We start from the raw sequence: 17,521 nt of genomic DNA on the forward strand, positions 1-17,521 counted from the left end.
GTTTACCTGCCGGTTATGGCGATCAGGAATGCTGGTACAGCGGATAAGTGAACAGCAGCAGATGGGTCAGATTAAGTCCGAAGTGGAATAAAATCGGCACCCACAAGCGGCCACTCCACATCCATGCCAGGCCGTAAATCAACCCGGCAAGCGTGGCGAAAATGACCATCAGCATGCCACCGGCCAGATGCGCGGCGCCAAAAATCAGCGCGGCAATAATCAATGCCGGCCAGGCCCCCAACCATTGGCTCAGCCGTTGCTGCAGATAACCGCGGAACAGCGCTTCTTCAGCCATGCAGACAAAGAACAGGTTGGCCATGATAAACGGCAGGATCCAGGCTGGTGCATGCAGCTCAATCTTCAGGCCACCGAGCGCCACCGCCAGCAACAGCAAGGCCGGAACGCTGATAACCAGCGCCGCCCAGGCCGATGTACCTACGCTTTTTTCAGGTTTATCGCGTTTAAACAGCGTTGGCAGACAGGCGAACAACAGGAAGGGCACTATCGCCTTGTCAAAGTTGTAATACATGGTGAAAGGGGCGCTTAAGGGGCCTGCTTTATCGCCGTCGATCATCAATTGGTTATTGATCCCCGGCACCAGGTGCAGAAATAGCGCCACACAGCTTAAAACCACTAACACTTCGAGCGGAACAACCAGATTACGCCGTGTCCGAAAATGGTGTCGCAGCCCTGCGAGGGCGGCAATGCCTAATAAGCAAGTCAGGCTGAGCGGGGTGAGTACCGCGTGGTACATGCCCATCCCCGCCGATGCGGCCAGAATCAAACAGGCAATAAGCCGGTTAAATGGCAAAAAGAATAACGAAGAAGCCAGTACGCCCCACATAACTATGTCCCTTTAAAATATGCACACGGTACCCATTACCGAAGGCAATCATTGCTTTATCGGTGTGCGAATGATCGGTGAGTTGGGCACTATGCCGGATAGTAGCACAGCGAAATGACGATAAAGGTCGGTGCAGTGGGTGAAATAGTGCTGTTAACCCTTCATCCAGGCTTGCGAACGGGTGATTTCCGCCAGGTTCTGCAGGATATCCAGACTCTGCTGGTGGATTTCCTGCGTCGGTGCGGCGCATAAGTCCTGCAAGACGGTCACCTGAAAACCGGCGTCGTGCGCCTGTCTAGCTGTGCTTTCGATCGCCAGTGGGGTACTGACTCCGCCCAGCAGCAAATGATGGCAGCGATGCTGCTGCAACCAGGCTAACAAATTGTTACCGGCAAAGGCGCCAACGCCGTGCTTTTCGAACTGAATATCCGTTGGCAGCACCTGCAAATCCTTATCCCATTGGCAGCCGGGGCTGCTCAGACGCAGTGCGCCAATCTGTTTCAGGTGGCTAAACAGCGGAGAGTGAGCGGGAATGTCGTGATAATCGTCGGCAAAACCGACGCGCACCCAAATCACAGGAATTTTACGTACCCGGGCGTAAGCCGCGGCGGCGTTGGTGTTGGCAATCAGGTCTTGTGCCAACACCTGCTCACGGCAATGATTCGCACGCCCTTTGGGGCCAATCAGATCGTCGATAAGATCGATAATAATCAGTGCGGCGGACATGGTGTCTCCAGAAGCGGATCCTTTACTCCTTATGATAAAAGGCCAAATGTGATGTGTTGCAGAGGAAGTGTTGCCGGATATGTCATCGGATGAGTAGCGGGGCTACCCATCCGCGCGGATTATCGAGGATTTCAGATCAGCGTATCCAACTGATAACGGTAGCCGTCGCCGTCAGGGACAAAGCTCAGGCGGTGGGTAATACTTTGCGGCGCGTCTTCCGCATGGTGGGAGACAAACAGCAGTTGGGTCGATCCCTGGCCGATCAACACGTCGACAAAGCGACGGACCAACTGGCGATTGAGCGGATCCAGCCCCTGCAGCGGTTCATCGAGGATCAACAGCGCCGGGTGTTTGACCAGTGCGCGGGCGATCAGCGCTAACCGTTGCTGGCCCCAGGAAAGGCTGTGGAAGGGGGCCTCGCCGTTTGCCCCGCCCAGCCCCAGCAACGCCAGCCACTGGTCAGCCAATTGCCGTTGGCGATCGGATACCGCCTGGTAAATGCCGATCGAATCGAAAAAACCGGACAGGATCACGTTGCGCACGCTGGCGCTGACGCGGTAATCCAGATGCAGACTGCTGCTGACGTAGCCGATATGGCGTTTGATATCCCAGATGGTTTCCCCGCTGCCGCGCCGCCGGCCGAACAGGGTAAGATCGTTACTGTACCCCTGAGGGTGATCGCCGGTGATCAGGCTGAGCAGCGTCGATTTACCGGCACCGTTCGGGCCGACGATCTGCCAGTGTTCGCCGGGATTAACCTGCCAGTCGAGGTGATTGAGAATAGGTCGATCGTTGTAGCTGACCCTCCCGTCGCGCAGGATAATTAACGGTTGATCCGCCGGCAGCGTGGTTTTCTGCGCCGGATCTTCGGTTTCCGGCAGCGCCAGGCCATCCAGATTCTCGCTGTGCGCCAGTTGCGCTACCAGCGCTTCCGCCATCACCTGCCGGCGCGTCCCCTGGCTTGCCAGGGTGCAATCGGCAAGCACGCCCACGTTACGGATAAAGTCCGGCACTTCGTCAAAGCGATTGAGCACCAGCACCAGGGTATAGCCATGCCCGGAGAGGTCATTCAACAGCGTAGCCAACTGAGCGCGTGAATTCACGTCCAGCCCGTCGAAGGGTTCATCCAGGATCAGTAAATCGGGTTGTGGCATCAGCGCCCGACACAGCAGGGTTTTGCGCGTTTCGCCGGTAGAAAGGTATTTAAAGCGACGTGACAACAGCGAGGTAATGCCGAACTGCTCCGCCAGCTGCGCACAGCGCGTGGGGTCTTTGACCTCTTCCTGAATGATTTCCGCTGCGGTGCGTCCGGTATCTTCCTCGCCCGGGCTGAGCAGGTCGGTATTGTTACGTTGCCATTCGTCGCTGACCAGCTTTTGCAACTGTTCGAAGGAGATGCGCACCGCATGCTTGAAATCGCTGTGGCGCTCGCCGTTGAGCAACACCAGTTCATCGGCCAGTGCGCGTGCCAGGGCGGATTTGCCGCTGCCGTTGGCGCCGACAAAGGCCCAGCTGTCGCCGGCCTGAATCTCCAGCGCTTCCAGCGTCAGGGTACGGGTATCGCTTAAGCGAAATGAACCTTGCGAAATGTGCAACGACGACATCACCTGTTCCTTTTTATGCAATTATTTTGTTTAGAAATAGGCGCATTGCGGAGCGATGTCAATCGGCAAAAATGCAACGTTACGTTGCGTTTAGCACAACGTGGCGACAATCACCCGATCGGCGTTAAACAAGGCGTGAACCTGGCTGCCGGTTCGCAGTTTAAGCTGCTGCAGCTCTGGGTTGGCCACGGTGGCGCACAGGGTTTCACCGCCCGTCAGCGTGACCAGCACCTCGCTGTGATCGGCACCCGGTTGAATGCTGGCGACCACGCCCGCCAATGCGTTGTCCGCTGCCCCGACCAGGGCCGGATCGGTATTCAGTTTCACCCAGGGGGCTTTAATCAGCGCCAGCACTTCCTTTCCGGGGGAGAGCTGCAGCCGATCGGCGCTCTGTTGGGTGATGGCCGCGCTGAGACGGGTTTTGCCGTCGTTAAGCAGAATATCCAGATGCTGCTGCACCTGCTGGTGATCGCGTTCGATCACGGTGCCAAAGAACTGGTTGCGGGCGCTGGTTTGCAGCGAGAAACGCGAGATTGCCGCTAACAGGCTATCGAGCGGCAACTCGTCCTGTTGCAGCACGTCGAAGGCTTTTTGTTGGATCTGCCCCAGCAGATCGTAAAGCTGGATCAACCTCTCACCATAGCGAGTCACCTGCGCACCGCCACCGCCTTTGCCGCCGGTGGCACGTTCCACCACCGTCTGCTCCGCCAACTGGTTCATTTCGTTAATCGCGTCCCAGGCACTTTTATAGCTGATGCCCGCCAGTTTGGCGCCCTGGCTGATGGAACCGGTGTGCCGGACCTGTTTAAGCAGCGCGATGCGGCGCGGGTCGGCGAACAGCTTCTGCTGAAGTTTTAGGGTAAGAAGAATTTCGGCCTGCATAACGCGTCCTGTCGGCTGCAAAAGCCTTATTGTCGCCGATTTAGCCGCAAAGCGCCAAAGGATGCGTCGGCTACAGTCAGGGCTCGGTAACAATAAAACTGGCCTTCAATAATTGAAATGTTATAACATAACAAAAAATATAATGATTGATGCCGGCCACGGCGGGTTTTTATTTCACCAAAGGGATGCTGTAAATGAGTGCTGCACGTCTGGGTTTCGTCACGCCCAAAAAACCACCTTATTACCTGATTACCGCTTTGCTGTTAAGCCTGCCGAACGCCGCGCTGGCCGTCGGCGCTTGCGACAAAACCGAAAAGTCATCACGTTGCGAAGACAGCTTAACCGTGCAGGCATCCAGCCAACCCCAGAGCACCTATGGCTCGTTGGAGGTCGTCACCCAGTTGGCTTCGCGCCTGGGGCTGACCAATCTGGAGACCCCTCGCAGTATTGATGTTATCAGCGCACAGGCTATCCAGCAGCGGGGTGATAAATCGCTAGCCGCCGTTGTCGAGCGTGCTCCCGGCATGTCCGGCGTGGCTTCCCCCACGCTCAGCAATAACTTTTCACTTCGCGGTTTCAGGCCGGTGTCTTGGCTGTATAACGGCGTCGAAACGCCGGGCAGCACCCTTCAGCTAGCGGATCCTTCCCATTACGGCAGTGTAGAAGTGTTGCGCGGCCCCGGATCGGTGCTCAATGGCCTGAGCGCCGCCGGCGGCAGCGTCAATCTGCTTTCGCGCCAGCCGACCTTCAGCCGCCAGCCCATCGAGTTCGACTATGGCCTGTCGAGTTATAACAGCCAGCGCCTGCACCTGGGAGCGGGAGGGACGTTAGTCGACGACGTGGCAGCTTATCGTCTGGACGTCAGCGGCAGCGACAGCGGCACCAATGTGCAATATGAGCGTGACAAACAGAAACGGGTATCCGGCACGCTGCTGTTTAAACTGTCTGATAATGCCCTGCTGACGTTAAGCCTGGATCGCATGCTCAATCGCACCAACAACCCTTACTACGGCACGCCGCTGGTGGAAGGGAACATCGCCCGCGAGCTGCGCGATATCAACTACAACAACCTGACCGACAGCCGTATCCAGAGTAATGCCACGTCGTTTCAGGCCAGCCTGGATTGGTTCACCACGCCTGAAATTGAGCTGCATAACCAGTTCTACTACTACAGCGGCTTTCGCGAATGGCGCAATGTGGAACGCTTTCGCATCTCGGCGGCCACCCAGCCCGGCTATGTCAATCGCGATTCGTTCGGGGCGCTGGCCCACGATGACGACCTGATCGGCAACCGCAGTTCACTGGTGTTCGACCGGCCGTTGGGCGGCTTCGATAACCGGTTTATTGTCGGCCTTGATCTGAGTAAACGTCGCTTTCAGTACTACTCCAACGGCTTCCCCGGTTCCGAAGAGGTTCCGCTGCAGGCACCGATCAGAGAAAGTTTTTCACAGGGCACCGCTAGCCAACGTTCTCCGGTTCGCCACGTTACGCAAAACCAGTACGCCGCCTTTATGGAAGACCGCTTCAGCCTGACTGAACGTTTAACGCTGCTGGGGCAGTTGCGCTACAACCATATGGATATGGATTGGCATTTTCAGGGCCCGCAAGAAGAGCGCTCCGCGCAAACCTACGTCTTCAGCGTCTGGAGCCTTGGCCCCAGCTATGCCTTGACCGATAACATCAATATTTACGCCAACTACACTACCGGCAAGGAGCCGGGCAACGACCTGTTCTTTTTAAGTCCGGCGCAAACCGGTCTGCCGCTCACCCGGGTACGCCAATGGGAAGTCGGCGCCAAGGGGCAGTTTTGGGATAACAAGGGAGAGGCCACGCTGGCATTGTACGAACTGCGCAAGGACAACCTGTTTGTGCCCAATGCGCAGCAGCCGGATACGCTAAATGCCGTTGGCCGGCAGACCTCGCGCGGCGTGGAATTAAGCCTGATGTTGCGCCCCAGCGATCGCTGGGAGCTGGCCGCCAATGCGGCCTACACCCACGCCCGTTATGATGAGTACCGCGGCGGCAGCCCGTTACGTAGCTATAACGGTAATCGTCCGGCCTACATCCCTGACTGGACCGCCAACCTTACGGCACGTTATATGCCGACGGAACAGTGGGGGCTCACCTCATCGCTGCGCTACGTGGGCAGCAGTTATAACGACGACGCCAACCAGCGTAAAATGCCGTCCTACACCACGCTCGATTTGGCGACGGACTATCAGATCACCCGGACCGTGGGTGTGGGCGTGCGTATCAGAAACGTCACCAACCAGTTGTATGCCTATCAACGTACTTACCCGGATCAGGTGCTGATTGCGCCATCACGCACCTATGAAAGCTTTATTTCGGTGAGGTTCTGATCCCGCTATGCAGTCAATAATCTGCCTGCTGGTGGCGCTGGGCCTGTCGTTTCATGCGCTGGCACAGGCCGGTGCTGTCACCCTCAATAACTGTGACCAGGCGTACCGCTACCCCACGGCGCCTGAGCGGGTGCTGGTTTACGCCAACCCCGCGTTGGAAAACCTGCTGGCGCTGGGACTGGCGCAGCGCATCGTCGGCATTATCGGTTATGACTATGCACGGGATACGGCTCCGTCTCCGACGACGTGGGGCAAAGCCCTGAGCCAGCTGTCGGCCGCCGCACCGCCGGCGGCGGAACCTTTGCTGTTGCTCAATCCGGATTTGGTCTATTCGGCCAGTTACTACTGGTTTAACAGCCCGGAAACGCCCAGCCGCGATCGGCTGACGGAGTGGGGAATCGCCACCTATCTCTCGCCTGACGTCTGCAGTGGCCAACAAAGTACCGTAAGCCGCTCGGCGAGCTTCGAGGGTATTTTTGCCGAATTGCGTGAAATTGCCCGAATTTTTCACGTCACCGGCGTGGCTGAGCGCTTAATTAAAAAGCAGCAGTCACAACTGCGGGAACTGGAGCGACAGGCGGTGTCCTTGCCCCAACAGCGGCTACTTTGGTGGTATGCCGGTACGCAAACCCCTTATGTGGCGGGGTGCTGCGGCGCACCTGCACTGTTGACCCGTCAGATTGGCAGTCAAAATCTGTTTAGGGATCTGCCCGAGCTTTGGCCCACCGTATCCTGGGAAACCATTGCCGCCCGCGATCCCGACGTGATTGTGCTGGGCGATTTGCCTCGTGGCGGCCTCGGCGACAGTGCCAAAGATAAGATCCATTTTCTGGAGCATCACCCCCTGACCTCAACCCTGCGCGCCGTGCGCCAAAAACGCTATGTCATTTTGCCCGGCTACGACCTGGATCCCTCGGTGCGTACCCTGGCAGCCTTGCAACGTTTAATTCAGGGCCTGCAGCAACAGGCCCTAGGATCATCCATTCTCAAAAAGGAACCCTGATATGTCCTCTCTTTCATTCTCCTCACTGTTGACCTCGTGGGATCAGCAACAAGGGGCTTACATCGCCGAGCGAGAAGCGCGTTTTAATGCCCAACTCGACGTGTTAGCGCTTTCGGTCGGCGAGGATTTTCACGTACTAGATCTGGCTTGTGGGCCGGGATCGCTAAGCCTGCGCATCCTTCAGCGTTTCCCACAGGCCAAAGTGACGGCGATGGATCTCGATCCGTTACTGTTGGCTATCGCCCGCGGTGCCCTGGCGGAATATGGCGACAGGATCCGCATTCTTCAGGCCGATCTCGCCGATCCTGAGTGTTTCTCATTGCTCGAGGGGGCAACGCCTGACGCGGTGGTTTCCAGCACGGCGCTGCACTGGTTAATGCCGGAACAGCTGACGGTGCTGTATCGCAACATCGCCGAACGGCTGCCCAAGGGGGGCGTATTTTTGAATGCTGACCACCAGCGTTATGACCATCGACAGCCACGCGTTAAAACGTTGGCTGAACTGCACGATAACCAGACGCAGCAACAGGCCTGGCGCAACGGTGTCGAAGACTGGGAGCAGTGGTTTGACAAGGTGCAGCAGCTGCCGGAGCTGGCGCAATATCGGCAACAGCGGGAAAAGCTGTTCGCCGGGCGTCCTGTCCCTCCGGCGACGGCATTGGATTTCCAACTTGCCAGCCTGACGCAGGCGGGGTTTACCGAAGTAGGGCCGGTCTGGCAGCTGCTGGATGACTACGTGATTGCAGGCTGGAAATAGTATGGACGGATCGGTTCGTCGGGGGGCCAGGCGTTCAGGCGGTTGGTTGTGCATGCTGGCGCTGGCGTTGCCGCTATTTTTGCTCGCTGCCTTGTTGTACGGACCGGCGCCAATATCGCTGCATGACGCGTGGCGTATTTTGTCTGCCCCTGGCGCCGCTAACGCCGAGGACGGTAGCGAGATTTATCAACGGATAATCTGGTCATTGAGAATGCCGAGGGCGCTGTTGGCCGCGGTGGCAGGGGCCGGTCTGGCCCTGGCCGGCACCGTCCTGCAGTCGCTGACGCGCAACCCGTTGGCCGATCCCTGGGTGCTGGGGATCTCTTCCGGGGCGGGCGTGGGCGCTGTTCTGGTGCTGGTGTTGGGGCTCGGCGGCGGCCTGTTGTCGGTGTCTGGCGGAGCATTTATCGGTGCGGCCGGGGCCTTTGCTCTGGTTTTACTGCTCGCCGGGCGTTCCTTGAACGCCGAGTCATCGCTGTTTATTTTGGCGGGGGTCGCGGTCACGCAACTGCTTTCGGCACTGACCTCGCTGATTACCCTGTGGCAAGCGGACGCTAACGCCACGCGTGGCGTGATGTTCTGGTTACTGGGATCCTTCAGTGACGCCCGCTGGTCGCAGGTGGGGCTTTGCGCTCTGCTGCTGGCGGCGGCACTGGCGATTTGCTGGATGAAAGCGGGTGAGCTGGACGCATTGGCGTTCGGCGGCCTGACCGCGGCGTCGTTGGGAGTGGCGGTGGCGCCGCTGAAGCTGCTGCTGTACGGCATTACCATGGCGCTGACGGCCGTTATCGTCGCATTCAGCGGCGCGGTGGGGTTTATTGGGCTGACGGTGCCGCACGTCGCCAGACTGCTGGTCGGGCCGCGTCACCGGTTGCTGTTGCCGGCCAGCGCGCTGTGCGGCGCGTTGTTTGCCGTCGCGGCGGACACCCTGGCCAGAACCTTGTTTGAACCGCGTGAACTGCCGGTGGGCGTCTTGACCGCGTTGTTGGGTGTCCCGGTATTTCTCGCCTTGCTGTATCGGAAAATAAACGCATGAACATTGAAAGCCGGTTATCGGGGCTGCGTGCCGAAGGGTTGGGGTGGTCAACGGCAGAAAGAGTGGTGCTGAATAACCTCAGTTTTCACGCCCGGCCCGGTGAAATTACCGGCGTGCTCGGCGTCAACGGCAGCGGAAAATCTACGCTGCTCAAGTTACTGGCGGGATTGATTCCCCCCAACCGTGGCCGGGTGTATTTGCAGCAAACCGATATTGCCTCAATGAAAGGGCGCGAACGAGCCAAATCCATGACTTTCCTCGAACAGTCCGGGCCCGGCGCCTTTGCCATTGCGGTGAAAGACGTGGTGCTGCTCGGGCGTCTGGTTTACGCCAGCCGCTGGGCAGGGTTCAGCGCGGTAGATTATCGCATTGCCGGCCAGGCGATGGAGCAGGTCGGCATTTCGCACCTGGCCGAGCGTGAATGGCATCAGCTGTCCGGCGGGGAACAGCAGCGCGTTCATCTGGCACGCGCGCTGGCGCAACAAACGCCATGGCTGTTATTGGATGAGCCTGCCAACCATCTTGATATTGCCCATCAGCAGCAGTTTATGGCGTTATTGCGGCGGCTGGGCATCAGCGTAGTGGTTTCGCTGCACGGCCTGAATTTGGCGGCCTGCTACTGCGACCGGCTGATGTTGTTAAAGCAGGGCGGTTTACACGCGTTCGGCCCCCCGCAGCAGGTGCTGACATCGGAGACGATAGACAGGGTTTATGGGGTAGAGGCCAGGCTGGCGGCGGTTAGCGATTATGCCGCGCCGCTGATCTATTACCCTGTTCAATAGCGTGCGCCGCAGGCCGATAGGCGCCACCGGAGCACAAATGGCACGTTTGGCCGGTTACAAATTCCGCCCAGTCTTTAAAATAACCCCGTTTTAGTCGGGTTTTTGGTTTAAACTAGAATTTACGTGGCGGTGTTCATTACCGCTCAATGGGCAGTTAAGTGAGGCTACCATGTTGGATTTATTGAAAAGTTTGCTGTTCGCTGTGGTCATGGTTCCGGTTGTGATGGCCATCATCCTCGGCCTGATCTACGGTTTGGCGGAAGTGTTCAACATTTTCTCCAAAGTGGGCCGTTCGAAAGAAAATCGTACCCAGCACTGATCGTTACCCATCCCCATTTCAAAGCCTGCCGGCGTCGTTCGGCAGGTGTTTCTCAAGATATCTCACACCCTGCCGATAAACCGCATGACAAGCTTCTGCGCGACGTTATATTATTTTTTATATAACGAAGAGTGATAATGCACGTTAACTTGCGGAGAAAACAATGAAACAGCAATGGACTAAGTGGGTCGGCGGTATCGTATTGGCATCCGGTATGGTTATGCAGGCATCGGCAGCGGATAAAATTACCGTTTTTGCGGCCGCCTCGCTGACTAACGCACTGCAGGATATCGCGACCCAATACCAGAAAGGCAAGGATGTGCAGGTGGTTTCCTCATTCGCCTCTTCTTCCACGCTGGCGCGCCAGATTGAGCAGGGCGCCCCGGCCGATCTGTTTATCTCTGCCGATCAGCAGTGGATGGATTACGCCATCGACAAACAGCAAATGGTCAAAGACACCCGTTATACCCTGTTGGGCAACGAACTGGTGTTGATCGCGGCAAAAGACGCCAAACCGGCTAAAATCACGCTCGACAAGCAAACCGACTGGGCAAAACTGCTCAATGGCGGCCGCCTGTCGGTGGGCGATCCGGATCATGTACCGGCCGGCATTTATGCCAAGGAAGCGCTGCAGAATCTCGGAGCCTGGACCGTGCTGGAACCTAAGTTGGCCCGGGCCAACAACGTACGCAGCGCCATGGCATTGGTAGAACGTGGCGAAGCGCCATTGGGCATTGTTTATGGTTCAGACGCGGTAGCCAGTGATAAAGTCAGCGTGGTGGCCATCTTCCCGGAAGACAGCCACAAACCGGTGGAATACCCGATGGCGATTGTGAAAGGTCATCAAACCCCGGCCGTCAGCGCGTTCTACAGCTACCTGAAGAGCCCGGAAGCGGCTGCTATTTTCAAACATTATGGATTCTCCCCGCGTAAATGATCCTGAGTGAGTACGAGTGGCAGGCCGTTGAACTGAGCCTGAAAGTGTCCGCCCTGGCGGTGGTGTGCAGTTTACCCTTTGGCATTCTGATGGCCTGGGTACTGGTACGCTGCCGCTTCCCGGGTAAATCGCTGCTGGACAGTATTATTCACCTGCCGCTGGTACTGCCACCGGTGGTGGTCGGCTATTTATTGCTGATCGCCATGGGGCGGCGCGGCGTGATTGGTGAATGGCTGTATGACTGGTTTGGCTTCAGTTTCAGCTTTAGCTGGCGCGGTGCGGCGCTGGCTTCTGCCGTGGTGGCGTTCCCGCTGATGGTGCGCGCCATCCGGTTGGCGCTGGAGGCGGTGGATACCCGGCTGGAGCAGGCTGCCCGCACCCTGGGGGCCAACCCGTGGCGGGTGTTTTTCACCATCACGCTGCCGCTGTCGCTGCCCGGCGTGATTGTCGGTGTGGTATTGGCCTTTGCCCGTTCTTTGGGCGAGTTCGGCGCCACCATTACCTTTGTTTCCAACATTCCCGGCGAGACGCGCACCATACCGCTGGCGATGTATACCCTGATTGAAACGCCGGGGGCTGAAGCCGCCGCCGCGCGCCTGTGCGTGATTGCCATAGTGCTGTCACTGCTTTCACTGATGGTTTCCGAGTGGCTGGCCCGCTGGGGTCGTAAACGGATGGGCGTGTAAATGCTGGAGCTGGATTTCTCCCAACGCCTTGGGGATTTAAACCTTAACGTGCGCGCCGATCTGCCCGCGCAGGGCATCACCGCGATTTTTGGCCTGTCGGGTGCGGGTAAAACTTCCTTAATCAATGCCATTGGCGGCCTGACGCGCCTGCAGCAAGGCCGCATTGTGCTCAATGGCCGTACGCTGGTGGATACCGCCAGCGGCCTGTGCCTGCCACCGGAGAAGCGGCGGATTGGCTACGTGTTTCAGGACGCGCGCCTGTTCCCGCATTATCGGGTACGTGGCAACTTGCAATACGGTATGGCGACCAGTATGCGTGCTCAGTTCGACAACATTGTTGAATTGCTGGGTATCGGACCTTTGCTCAACCGCCTGCCGTTGACGCTGTCCGGCGGTGAAAAGCAGCGGGTGGCGATTGGTCGTGCTTTATTGACCGCGCCGGAGTTGCTGCTGATGGATGAACCTCTGGCGTCGCTGGACCTGCCGCGCAAGCGCGAACTGCTGCCGTATCTGGAGCGGTTGGCTCAGGACGTCAATACGCCGATCCTTTATGTCAGCCACAGCATGGATGAAATTCTGCGTTTGGCCGAGCAGGTGATGGTGCTGGATAACGGTCAGGTAAGGGCATTCGGCGGGCTGGAAGAAGTGTGGGCCAGCAGCGCACTGCGGCCATGGTTGCAGCGTGAAGATCAGAGCAGCGTGCTGCGCGTCAGCGTAATTGAACATCATGCGCGCTACGCCATGACGGCCCTGGCGTTGGGCGACCAACGCCTGTGGGTCAGCGGAGTCGATGCCGCGTTGGGCGCTCAACTGCGCATCCGAATCAACGCCGCCGACGTTTCATTAGTGCTGCAGCCGCCGGTCAACAGCAGTATCCGCAACGTACTGCCGGCCAAGGTGACCGAGTGCCTGGACGTGGATGGACAGGTGGAGGTGAAACTGGCGGTGGGAGAGAGCGTGCTGTGGGCGCGTATTACGCCGTGGGCGCGTGATGAGTTGGCGATCCGACCGGGTCAATGGTTGTATGCGCAGGTGAAAAGCGTGTCGATCAGCCGCGAGGCGCGTTAAATAGCGCCCTCCCCGCGGGGAGAGCAATCACAAATTACTGACCCAGCACGCGCGTGCGGATCACCTCGGCGATGCCGGGCTGCAGGTGATCGGCGATCACCAAATCGGCGCGCTGCTTGATAGCGTCATCGGCATTGCCCATCGCCACGCCCAGACCTACCGCTTCCAGCATGCTGAGGTCATTGTAGTTATCCCCGAACGCCACTACCTGATCCATGCTCAGGCCCTGCGACTCGACCCACTGCTGCAGGCGTTTCCCTTTGCTGTTGCCGCCTTTGGCGATATCGACCTGATCGTGCCACGACCATTCGCAGGCCAGCCCCAGCTCTTTTTCCACCGTTTCGGCAAACTGGCGCAGCGCGGGAATATCGGCGTGCGAAGTGGCGAATTTCCAGATGGATTGTGCTTCATCGGCCGCCTGTACCAGGCTGTTGACCTGCAACAGCGTTGGGCGCTGCGCCGGTGGCAGGGTTTCCGCCCAGGCAAGTGAACGGGTGACGTGGCCGCTGGGTTCCTGATACAGCATGGCGTCGTCCACGTACATCAGGCCGTGAATGCCGCTTTGTTTCAGCATTTGCAGCACCAGTTTGGCCTGATCTTTGGCCAGCGGATCGGCGGCCAGCACTTTTTGCTGCTGGAAGTCATACAGATAGGTGCCGTTGCAGCAGATTGCCGGGGTGTCTATCTCCAGCGCCTGATAAAACGGGTGGATCGCCACGTGATGGCGGCCGGTGACGACAATCACTTTGATACCGGCAGCGCGCGCTTGCGCCAGGGCTGCCAGCGACTGCGGTAAAATGCGTTTTTGGTTGTCCAGCAGGGTGCCATCCAGATCGAGGGCAATGACGCGGTAGCTCATAGGGATCTCATTATCGTTAGCAACAAAATTAAACCGATGGTACACCGGATAAGCGATGGATAAAACAGCACAGATTTCCTCAGCAACACAGGGTTGTTATGTCACGGATGTGAGGTAAGCTAGGGGAAACCGAAAAACCTGAAACCGGTTTCTCTCTTACCCTATTCAAGGAGAACACATGAAGCAAATCGTTTATGTCGCCAGCCCGGAAAGCCAACAAATTCACGTCTGGCAGTTAGGCGATGCAGGGGCCCTGGCGCTGCTGCAAACCGTCGAAGTCCCGGGTCAGGTGCAACCGATGGCGATCCACCCGGACCGAACGCACCTGTACGTCGGCGTGCGCCCGGCGTTCGGCATTGTCAGCTACCGCATCGAGGCGGATGGCACGCTGCAACAGGCGGGCATGGCACCGCTGCCGGGCAGCCCGACCCATATCTCCACCGATTTGCAGGGGCGTTATCTGTTCTCCGCCTCCTACAGCGGCAACTGCGCCAGCGTCAGTCCGATCGGCCATGACGGCGTAGTGGGCGCACCTCTTCAGCAGATTGACGGGTTAACTGCGCCGCACTCGGCCAATATCGATCCGACCAATCAGCTGCTGCTGGTGCCTTGCCTGAAAGAAGATCGCATTCGTCTGTTCAATTTGGATCAACAGGGTGAACTGACGCCGCATGCTCAGGAAGCGGTTGCAACCGCCGCCGGTGCTGGCCCGCGCCACATGGCATTCCACCCTAACGACAAATTTGCCTACTGCGTCAACGAGCTGGACGGCACGGTAGACGTGCTGGCCATCAGTGAAAACGGCGCTAAATACACCCTGGCGCAAACGCTGGATATCATGCCTGCCGATTTCAACGGCACCCGTTGGGCGGCGGATATTCACCTCACGCCGAATGGCCGCTTCCTCTACACCAGCGACCGCACCGCCAGCATTTTGACCATTTTCAGCGTCTCCGAAGACGGCAGCACCCTGTCGGTCGTTGGCTACCACCCGACTGAAGAGCAGCCACGCGGCTTCAACATCGACCACAGCGGCCGCTTTGTGATCTCGTCCGGTCAGAAGTCCGATCATATCGGGGTATATGAAATCGATCAGGCCAGCGGCAAGCTGACCACTCTGGCACGTTACCCGGTGGGTAAAGGCCCGATGTGGGTAAGCGTATTAGCGAAGTAAATGATACCCGGTTGCCGTAAGGGTGAATGAATAATGAGGGCGCAGCTTGCTGCGCCCCTACAGTCTCTCGGGTTGGGGTTGTTTTTCCCGAAAATCAGCTGTATTTCACCGTCAGCGTGGCGCTGCCAAGGCTATGGAAGTGCACGTTGAAACCGACCAGCGCGCCGCTGGAACCTTCATCCACCTCAATACTTTCTACGTCCAGTGCGTGGACGGTGAAGTGATAGCGGTGGCTTTCTCCCTGCGGTGGCGCCGCGCCGCCATAGCCGGCGGAACCAAAATCGGTGCGGGTCTGCACGGCGCCGGCCGGTAAGCCGCCCTTGTCGGAACCTGCGCCCTGCGGCAGTTCACGCGTGGCAGCCGGGATATTGGCTACCACCCAGTGCCACCAGCCGGAGCCGGTCGGGGCATCGGGATCGTATACCGAAATCACGAAACTCTTGGTGCCTTCCGGCACGCCGTCCCAGGCCAGATGCGGCGACAGATTATCGCCATGATAACCCATGCCGTTGAATACCTGGCGCTCCGGCATTTTCGCGCCGTCCTGCAAATCGTTGCTGTACAAACGAAAGCTCATAATGACTCCATTGGTCGGTAAAAGCTGAATGCCTAAGCTAGACCTTTTTGACGTAATAACACAAGCCTCATTGCGCCTCGCCAGCGGCCTGCTCTATGAGTTATCCTCGTTAACGCCGAAGCTACATACGCGACATCAATAATTCACAGATCGATACAAGCAATCATGATTTCATTAAAAAAACGCACGCCGTGGTTTGGTTGGCTGCGCCGCTGGGCCAAGGGCATCAAGCGCGACATTTATGCTCTTTGGCTGGCCGCCCGTGACCGGCGCACGCCCTGGTATGCCAAATTGATCGCCCTGCTGGTGGCGGGTTATGCGGTATCGCCTATCGATCTGATCCCGGATTTTATTCCGGTGCTGGGCTATCTGGACGACGTGATTATTGTGCCGCTGGGCATAATGCTGGCGGTGCGGTTGATCCCCAAGCCGCTGATGGTGGAGTTCCGCGAGAAGGCGCAAAGGCGTATCGACAATCCTACCGGGCGGATGGCGGCGGTAATGATCATTTTGCTGTGGGTGTTGTGTCTGGTATTGCTGGCCCGTTATCTGGACCAGCATTGGTAATCTGTTATTGGACCGCGGCGGTGACTGCGGCGGTCAGTTTGCTGAGCTGTTCAGGCTCGATGATGTAAGGCGGCATTAAATAAATCAGTTTGCCGAACGGGCGGATCCACACGCCGCGCTCGACGAATCCGCGCTGTAGCTGCGCCATATCCACCGGCTCGCGCATTTCCACTACGCCAATCGCCCCCAATACCCGCACGTCCGCTACTTTTGGCTGCATTTTCAGCGGCAATAGCTGCTGTTTCAACTGGGTCTCGATGGCGGCCACCTGCTGTTGCCAGCGGTTTTCCGCCAGCAGCGACAGGCTGGCATTCGCCACCGCGCAGGCCAAAGGATTGCCCATAAAGGTAGGACCGTGCATAAAGCAGCCCGCAGCGCCGTTGCTGATGGTTTCCGCCACGTGGCGGGTGGTCAGGGTGGCGGAAAGCGTCATATAGCCGCCGGTCAACGCCTTGCCCAGACACAGAATATCCGGTACTACCTCGGCATGTTCACAGGCGAACAGCTTGCCGGTGCGTCCGAAGCCGGTAGCGATCTCGTCGGCAATCAGCAGCACCTGATAGCGGTCACAGAGTTCGCGTACTCGTTTAAGGTAAGTCGGGTGATAGATGCGCATGCCGCCCGCTCCCTGGACCACCGGTTCCAGGATCACCGCCGCCACTTCACCGGCGTGTTGTTCCAGCAGCGCGGCGAACGGGGCGATATCATTTTCATCCCAGGCCTGATCGAAACCGCACTGCGGCGCGGTAGCGAACAGGTGCGGCGCGAGATAGCCCTGATACAGGCTGTGCATCGAGTTGTCCGGATCGCATACCGACATCGCGCCGAAGGTATCGCCGTGATAGCCGTGACGCAGGGTCAGAATGCGCTGCCGCCGTTCCCCGCGCGCTTGCCAGTATTGCAACGCCATCTTCAGCGACACTTCCACCGCCACCGATCCGGAATCCGCCAGGAACACGCATTGCAGCGCTTCCGGCGTCATAGCGACCAACTTGCGACACAGTTCAATCGCAGCGGGATGGGTAATGCCGCCGAACATCACGTGCGACATCTTTTCCAACTGCTGCGTGGCGGCCAGGTTCAACTGCGGGTGGTTATACCCGTGAATGGCCGCCCACCAGGACGACATACCGTCAATCAGGCGTCGGCCATCGGCCAATTGCAGTTCAACGCCGCTGGCGGCCTCTACCGGATAACAGGGCAGTGGGTGGCTCATCGAGGTGTAAGGGTGCCAGATATGGCGCTGATCGAATTCCAGGTCGGAGTCAGTGATAGACATACTTGTAAACCAAATCATGTGTGTAATGGTTGACAGTATATCCACAATATCTAAACTGACG

Annotated in this window: 18 protein-coding genes; 11 read left to right on the forward strand and 7 right to left on the reverse strand. The window is 58.1% G+C overall.

The features are described from left to right. Nucleotides 1-22 precede the first annotated feature (22 nt). From NR114_RS00075 to modE, 4 genes are all read right to left on the reverse strand, one after another. A complete protein-coding gene (locus NR114_RS00075) occupies nt 23-844 on the reverse strand; it encodes a CPBP family intramembrane glutamic endopeptidase (protein ID WP_234529452.1) in 822 nt (273 codons plus the stop codon). 153 nt (nt 845-997) lie between these two features. Then, nucleotides 998-1,570, reverse strand: coding sequence for a cysteine hydrolase family protein (locus tag NR114_RS00080; RefSeq protein ID WP_130015920.1), 573 nt, complete (start codon nt 1,568-1,570; stop codon nt 998-1,000). 131 nt (nt 1,571-1,701) lie between these two features. Then, nucleotides 1,702-3,174, reverse strand: coding sequence for a molybdate ABC transporter ATP-binding protein ModF (modF, locus tag NR114_RS00085; protein WP_048761185.1), 1,473 nt, complete (start codon nt 3,172-3,174; stop codon nt 1,702-1,704). A 90-nt stretch (nt 3,175-3,264) separates the two neighbouring features. After that, a complete protein-coding gene (gene modE / locus NR114_RS00090) occupies nt 3,265-4,056 on the reverse strand; it encodes a molybdenum-dependent transcriptional regulator (protein WP_046374251.1) in 792 nt (263 codons plus the stop codon). A 194-nt stretch (nt 4,057-4,250) separates the two neighbouring features. Between modE and NR114_RS00095 the strand changes: the two genes are divergently transcribed. The 9 genes from NR114_RS00095 to modC all read left to right on the forward strand — a co-directional run bounded on the left by NR114_RS00095 (nt 4,251) and on the right by modC (nt 13,004). Then, nucleotides 4,251-6,416, forward strand: a complete 2,166-nt coding sequence (locus tag NR114_RS00095) for a TonB-dependent siderophore receptor (protein WP_256813844.1) — start codon at nt 4,251-4,253, stop codon at nt 6,414-6,416. A gap of 7 nt (nt 6,417-6,423) precedes the next feature. Beyond that, nucleotides 6,424-7,419, forward strand: a complete 996-nt coding sequence (locus NR114_RS00100) for an ABC transporter substrate-binding protein (protein ID WP_234529450.1) — start codon at nt 6,424-6,426, stop codon at nt 7,417-7,419. 1 nt (nt 7,420) lies between these two features. Further along, on the forward strand, nt 7,421-8,176 hold the full coding sequence (locus NR114_RS00105; RefSeq protein ID WP_234529449.1) for a trans-aconitate 2-methyltransferase: 756 nt from the start codon (nt 7,421-7,423) through the stop codon (nt 8,174-8,176). A gap of 1 nt (nt 8,177) precedes the next feature. Beyond that, entirely contained in the window at nt 8,178-9,212 is a 1,035-nt protein-coding gene (locus NR114_RS00110) for an iron ABC transporter permease (protein ID WP_129983916.1), read from the forward strand. Continuing rightward, entirely contained in the window at nt 9,209-9,994 is a 786-nt protein-coding gene (locus NR114_RS00115) for an ABC transporter ATP-binding protein (protein ID WP_256813845.1), read from the forward strand. Before NR114_RS00110 ends, NR114_RS00115 begins: the two co-directional genes overlap by 4 nt. A gap of 169 nt (nt 9,995-10,163) precedes the next feature. Further along, a complete protein-coding gene (locus tag NR114_RS00120) occupies nt 10,164-10,313 on the forward strand; it encodes an AcrZ family multidrug efflux pump-associated protein (protein ID WP_020825707.1) in 150 nt (49 codons plus the stop codon). Nucleotides 10,314-10,476: 163 nt separating this feature from the next. After that, a complete protein-coding gene (gene modA, locus NR114_RS00125; protein WP_129983918.1) occupies nt 10,477-11,250 on the forward strand; it encodes a molybdate ABC transporter substrate-binding protein in 774 nt (257 codons plus the stop codon). Continuing rightward, complete coding sequence (modB, locus tag NR114_RS00130; RefSeq protein WP_020825709.1) at nt 11,247-11,936, forward strand: molybdate ABC transporter permease subunit; 690 nt, start codon at nt 11,247-11,249, stop codon at nt 11,934-11,936. Before modA ends, modB begins: the two co-directional genes overlap by 4 nt. Further along, complete coding sequence (gene modC, locus NR114_RS00135) at nt 11,937-13,004, forward strand: molybdenum ABC transporter ATP-binding protein ModC (RefSeq protein WP_020825710.1); 1,068 nt, start codon at nt 11,937-11,939, stop codon at nt 13,002-13,004. Between the two features lie 34 nt (nt 13,005-13,038). Here modC and NR114_RS00140 read toward each other — a convergent pair whose 3' ends face one another. Then, complete coding sequence (locus NR114_RS00140; RefSeq protein WP_020825711.1) at nt 13,039-13,863, reverse strand: pyridoxal phosphatase; 825 nt, start codon at nt 13,861-13,863, stop codon at nt 13,039-13,041. Nucleotides 13,864-14,041: 178 nt separating this feature from the next. Here NR114_RS00140 and pgl point away from each other — a divergent pair, with 178 nt between their 5' ends. Then, nucleotides 14,042-15,037, forward strand: a complete 996-nt coding sequence (gene pgl / locus NR114_RS00145; RefSeq protein WP_020825712.1) for a 6-phosphogluconolactonase — start codon at nt 14,042-14,044, stop codon at nt 15,035-15,037. A 94-nt stretch (nt 15,038-15,131) separates the two neighbouring features. Here pgl and NR114_RS00150 read toward each other — a convergent pair whose 3' ends face one another. Then, a complete protein-coding gene (locus NR114_RS00150; RefSeq protein WP_176983683.1) occupies nt 15,132-15,614 on the reverse strand; it encodes a kinase inhibitor in 483 nt (160 codons plus the stop codon). A gap of 165 nt (nt 15,615-15,779) precedes the next feature. Between NR114_RS00150 and NR114_RS24240 the strand changes: the two genes are divergently transcribed. Then, nucleotides 15,780-16,181, forward strand: coding sequence for a YkvA family protein (locus NR114_RS24240; protein ID WP_048761208.1), 402 nt, complete (start codon nt 15,780-15,782; stop codon nt 16,179-16,181). A 4-nt stretch (nt 16,182-16,185) separates the two neighbouring features. Here the strand turns inward: NR114_RS24240 and bioA are convergent, their stop codons facing one another. Then, on the reverse strand, nt 16,186-17,460 hold the full coding sequence (gene bioA, locus NR114_RS00160) for an adenosylmethionine--8-amino-7-oxononanoate transaminase (protein WP_234529448.1): 1,275 nt from the start codon (nt 17,458-17,460) through the stop codon (nt 16,186-16,188). Nucleotides 17,461-17,521 lie beyond the last annotated feature (61 nt).

The organism is Serratia sp. Ser99, from assembly GCF_024519545.1.
GTDB classification, from domain to species: Bacteria; Pseudomonadota; Gammaproteobacteria; order Enterobacterales; family Enterobacteriaceae; genus Serratia; species Serratia liquefaciens.

Coding starts and splice junctions, on each gene's coding strand:
- NR114_RS00075 (WP_234529452.1), bottom strand. CDS start 844: ATGTGGGGCGTACTGGCTTCTTCGTTATTCTTTTTGCCATTTAACCGG.
- NR114_RS00080 (WP_130015920.1), bottom strand. CDS start 1,570: ATGTCCGCCGCACTGATTATTATCGATCTTATCGACGATCTGATTGGC.
- modF (WP_048761185.1), bottom strand. CDS start 3,174: ATGTCGTCGTTGCACATTTCGCAAGGTTCATTTCGCTTAAGCGATACC.
- modE (WP_046374251.1), bottom strand. CDS start 4,056: ATGCAGGCCGAAATTCTTCTTACCCTAAAACTTCAGCAGAAGCTGTTC.
- NR114_RS00095 (WP_256813844.1), top strand. CDS start 4,251: ATGAGTGCTGCACGTCTGGGTTTCGTCACGCCCAAAAAACCACCTTAT.
- NR114_RS00100 (WP_234529450.1), top strand. CDS start 6,424: ATGCAGTCAATAATCTGCCTGCTGGTGGCGCTGGGCCTGTCGTTTCAT.
- NR114_RS00105 (WP_234529449.1), top strand. CDS start 7,421: ATGTCCTCTCTTTCATTCTCCTCACTGTTGACCTCGTGGGATCAGCAA.
- NR114_RS00110 (WP_129983916.1), top strand. CDS start 8,178: ATGGACGGATCGGTTCGTCGGGGGGCCAGGCGTTCAGGCGGTTGGTTG.
- NR114_RS00115 (WP_256813845.1), top strand. CDS start 9,209: ATGAACATTGAAAGCCGGTTATCGGGGCTGCGTGCCGAAGGGTTGGGG.
- NR114_RS00120 (WP_020825707.1), top strand. CDS start 10,164: ATGTTGGATTTATTGAAAAGTTTGCTGTTCGCTGTGGTCATGGTTCCG.
- modA (WP_129983918.1), top strand. CDS start 10,477: ATGAAACAGCAATGGACTAAGTGGGTCGGCGGTATCGTATTGGCATCC.
- modB (WP_020825709.1), top strand. CDS start 11,247: ATGATCCTGAGTGAGTACGAGTGGCAGGCCGTTGAACTGAGCCTGAAA.
- modC (WP_020825710.1), top strand. CDS start 11,937: ATGCTGGAGCTGGATTTCTCCCAACGCCTTGGGGATTTAAACCTTAAC.
- NR114_RS00140 (WP_020825711.1), bottom strand. CDS start 13,863: ATGAGCTACCGCGTCATTGCCCTCGATCTGGATGGCACCCTGCTGGAC.
- pgl (WP_020825712.1), top strand. CDS start 14,042: ATGAAGCAAATCGTTTATGTCGCCAGCCCGGAAAGCCAACAAATTCAC.
- NR114_RS00150 (WP_176983683.1), bottom strand. CDS start 15,614: ATGAGCTTTCGTTTGTACAGCAACGATTTGCAGGACGGCGCGAAAATG.
- NR114_RS24240 (WP_048761208.1), top strand. CDS start 15,780: ATGATTTCATTAAAAAAACGCACGCCGTGGTTTGGTTGGCTGCGCCGC.
- bioA (WP_234529448.1), bottom strand. CDS start 17,460: ATGTCTATCACTGACTCCGACCTGGAATTCGATCAGCGCCATATCTGG.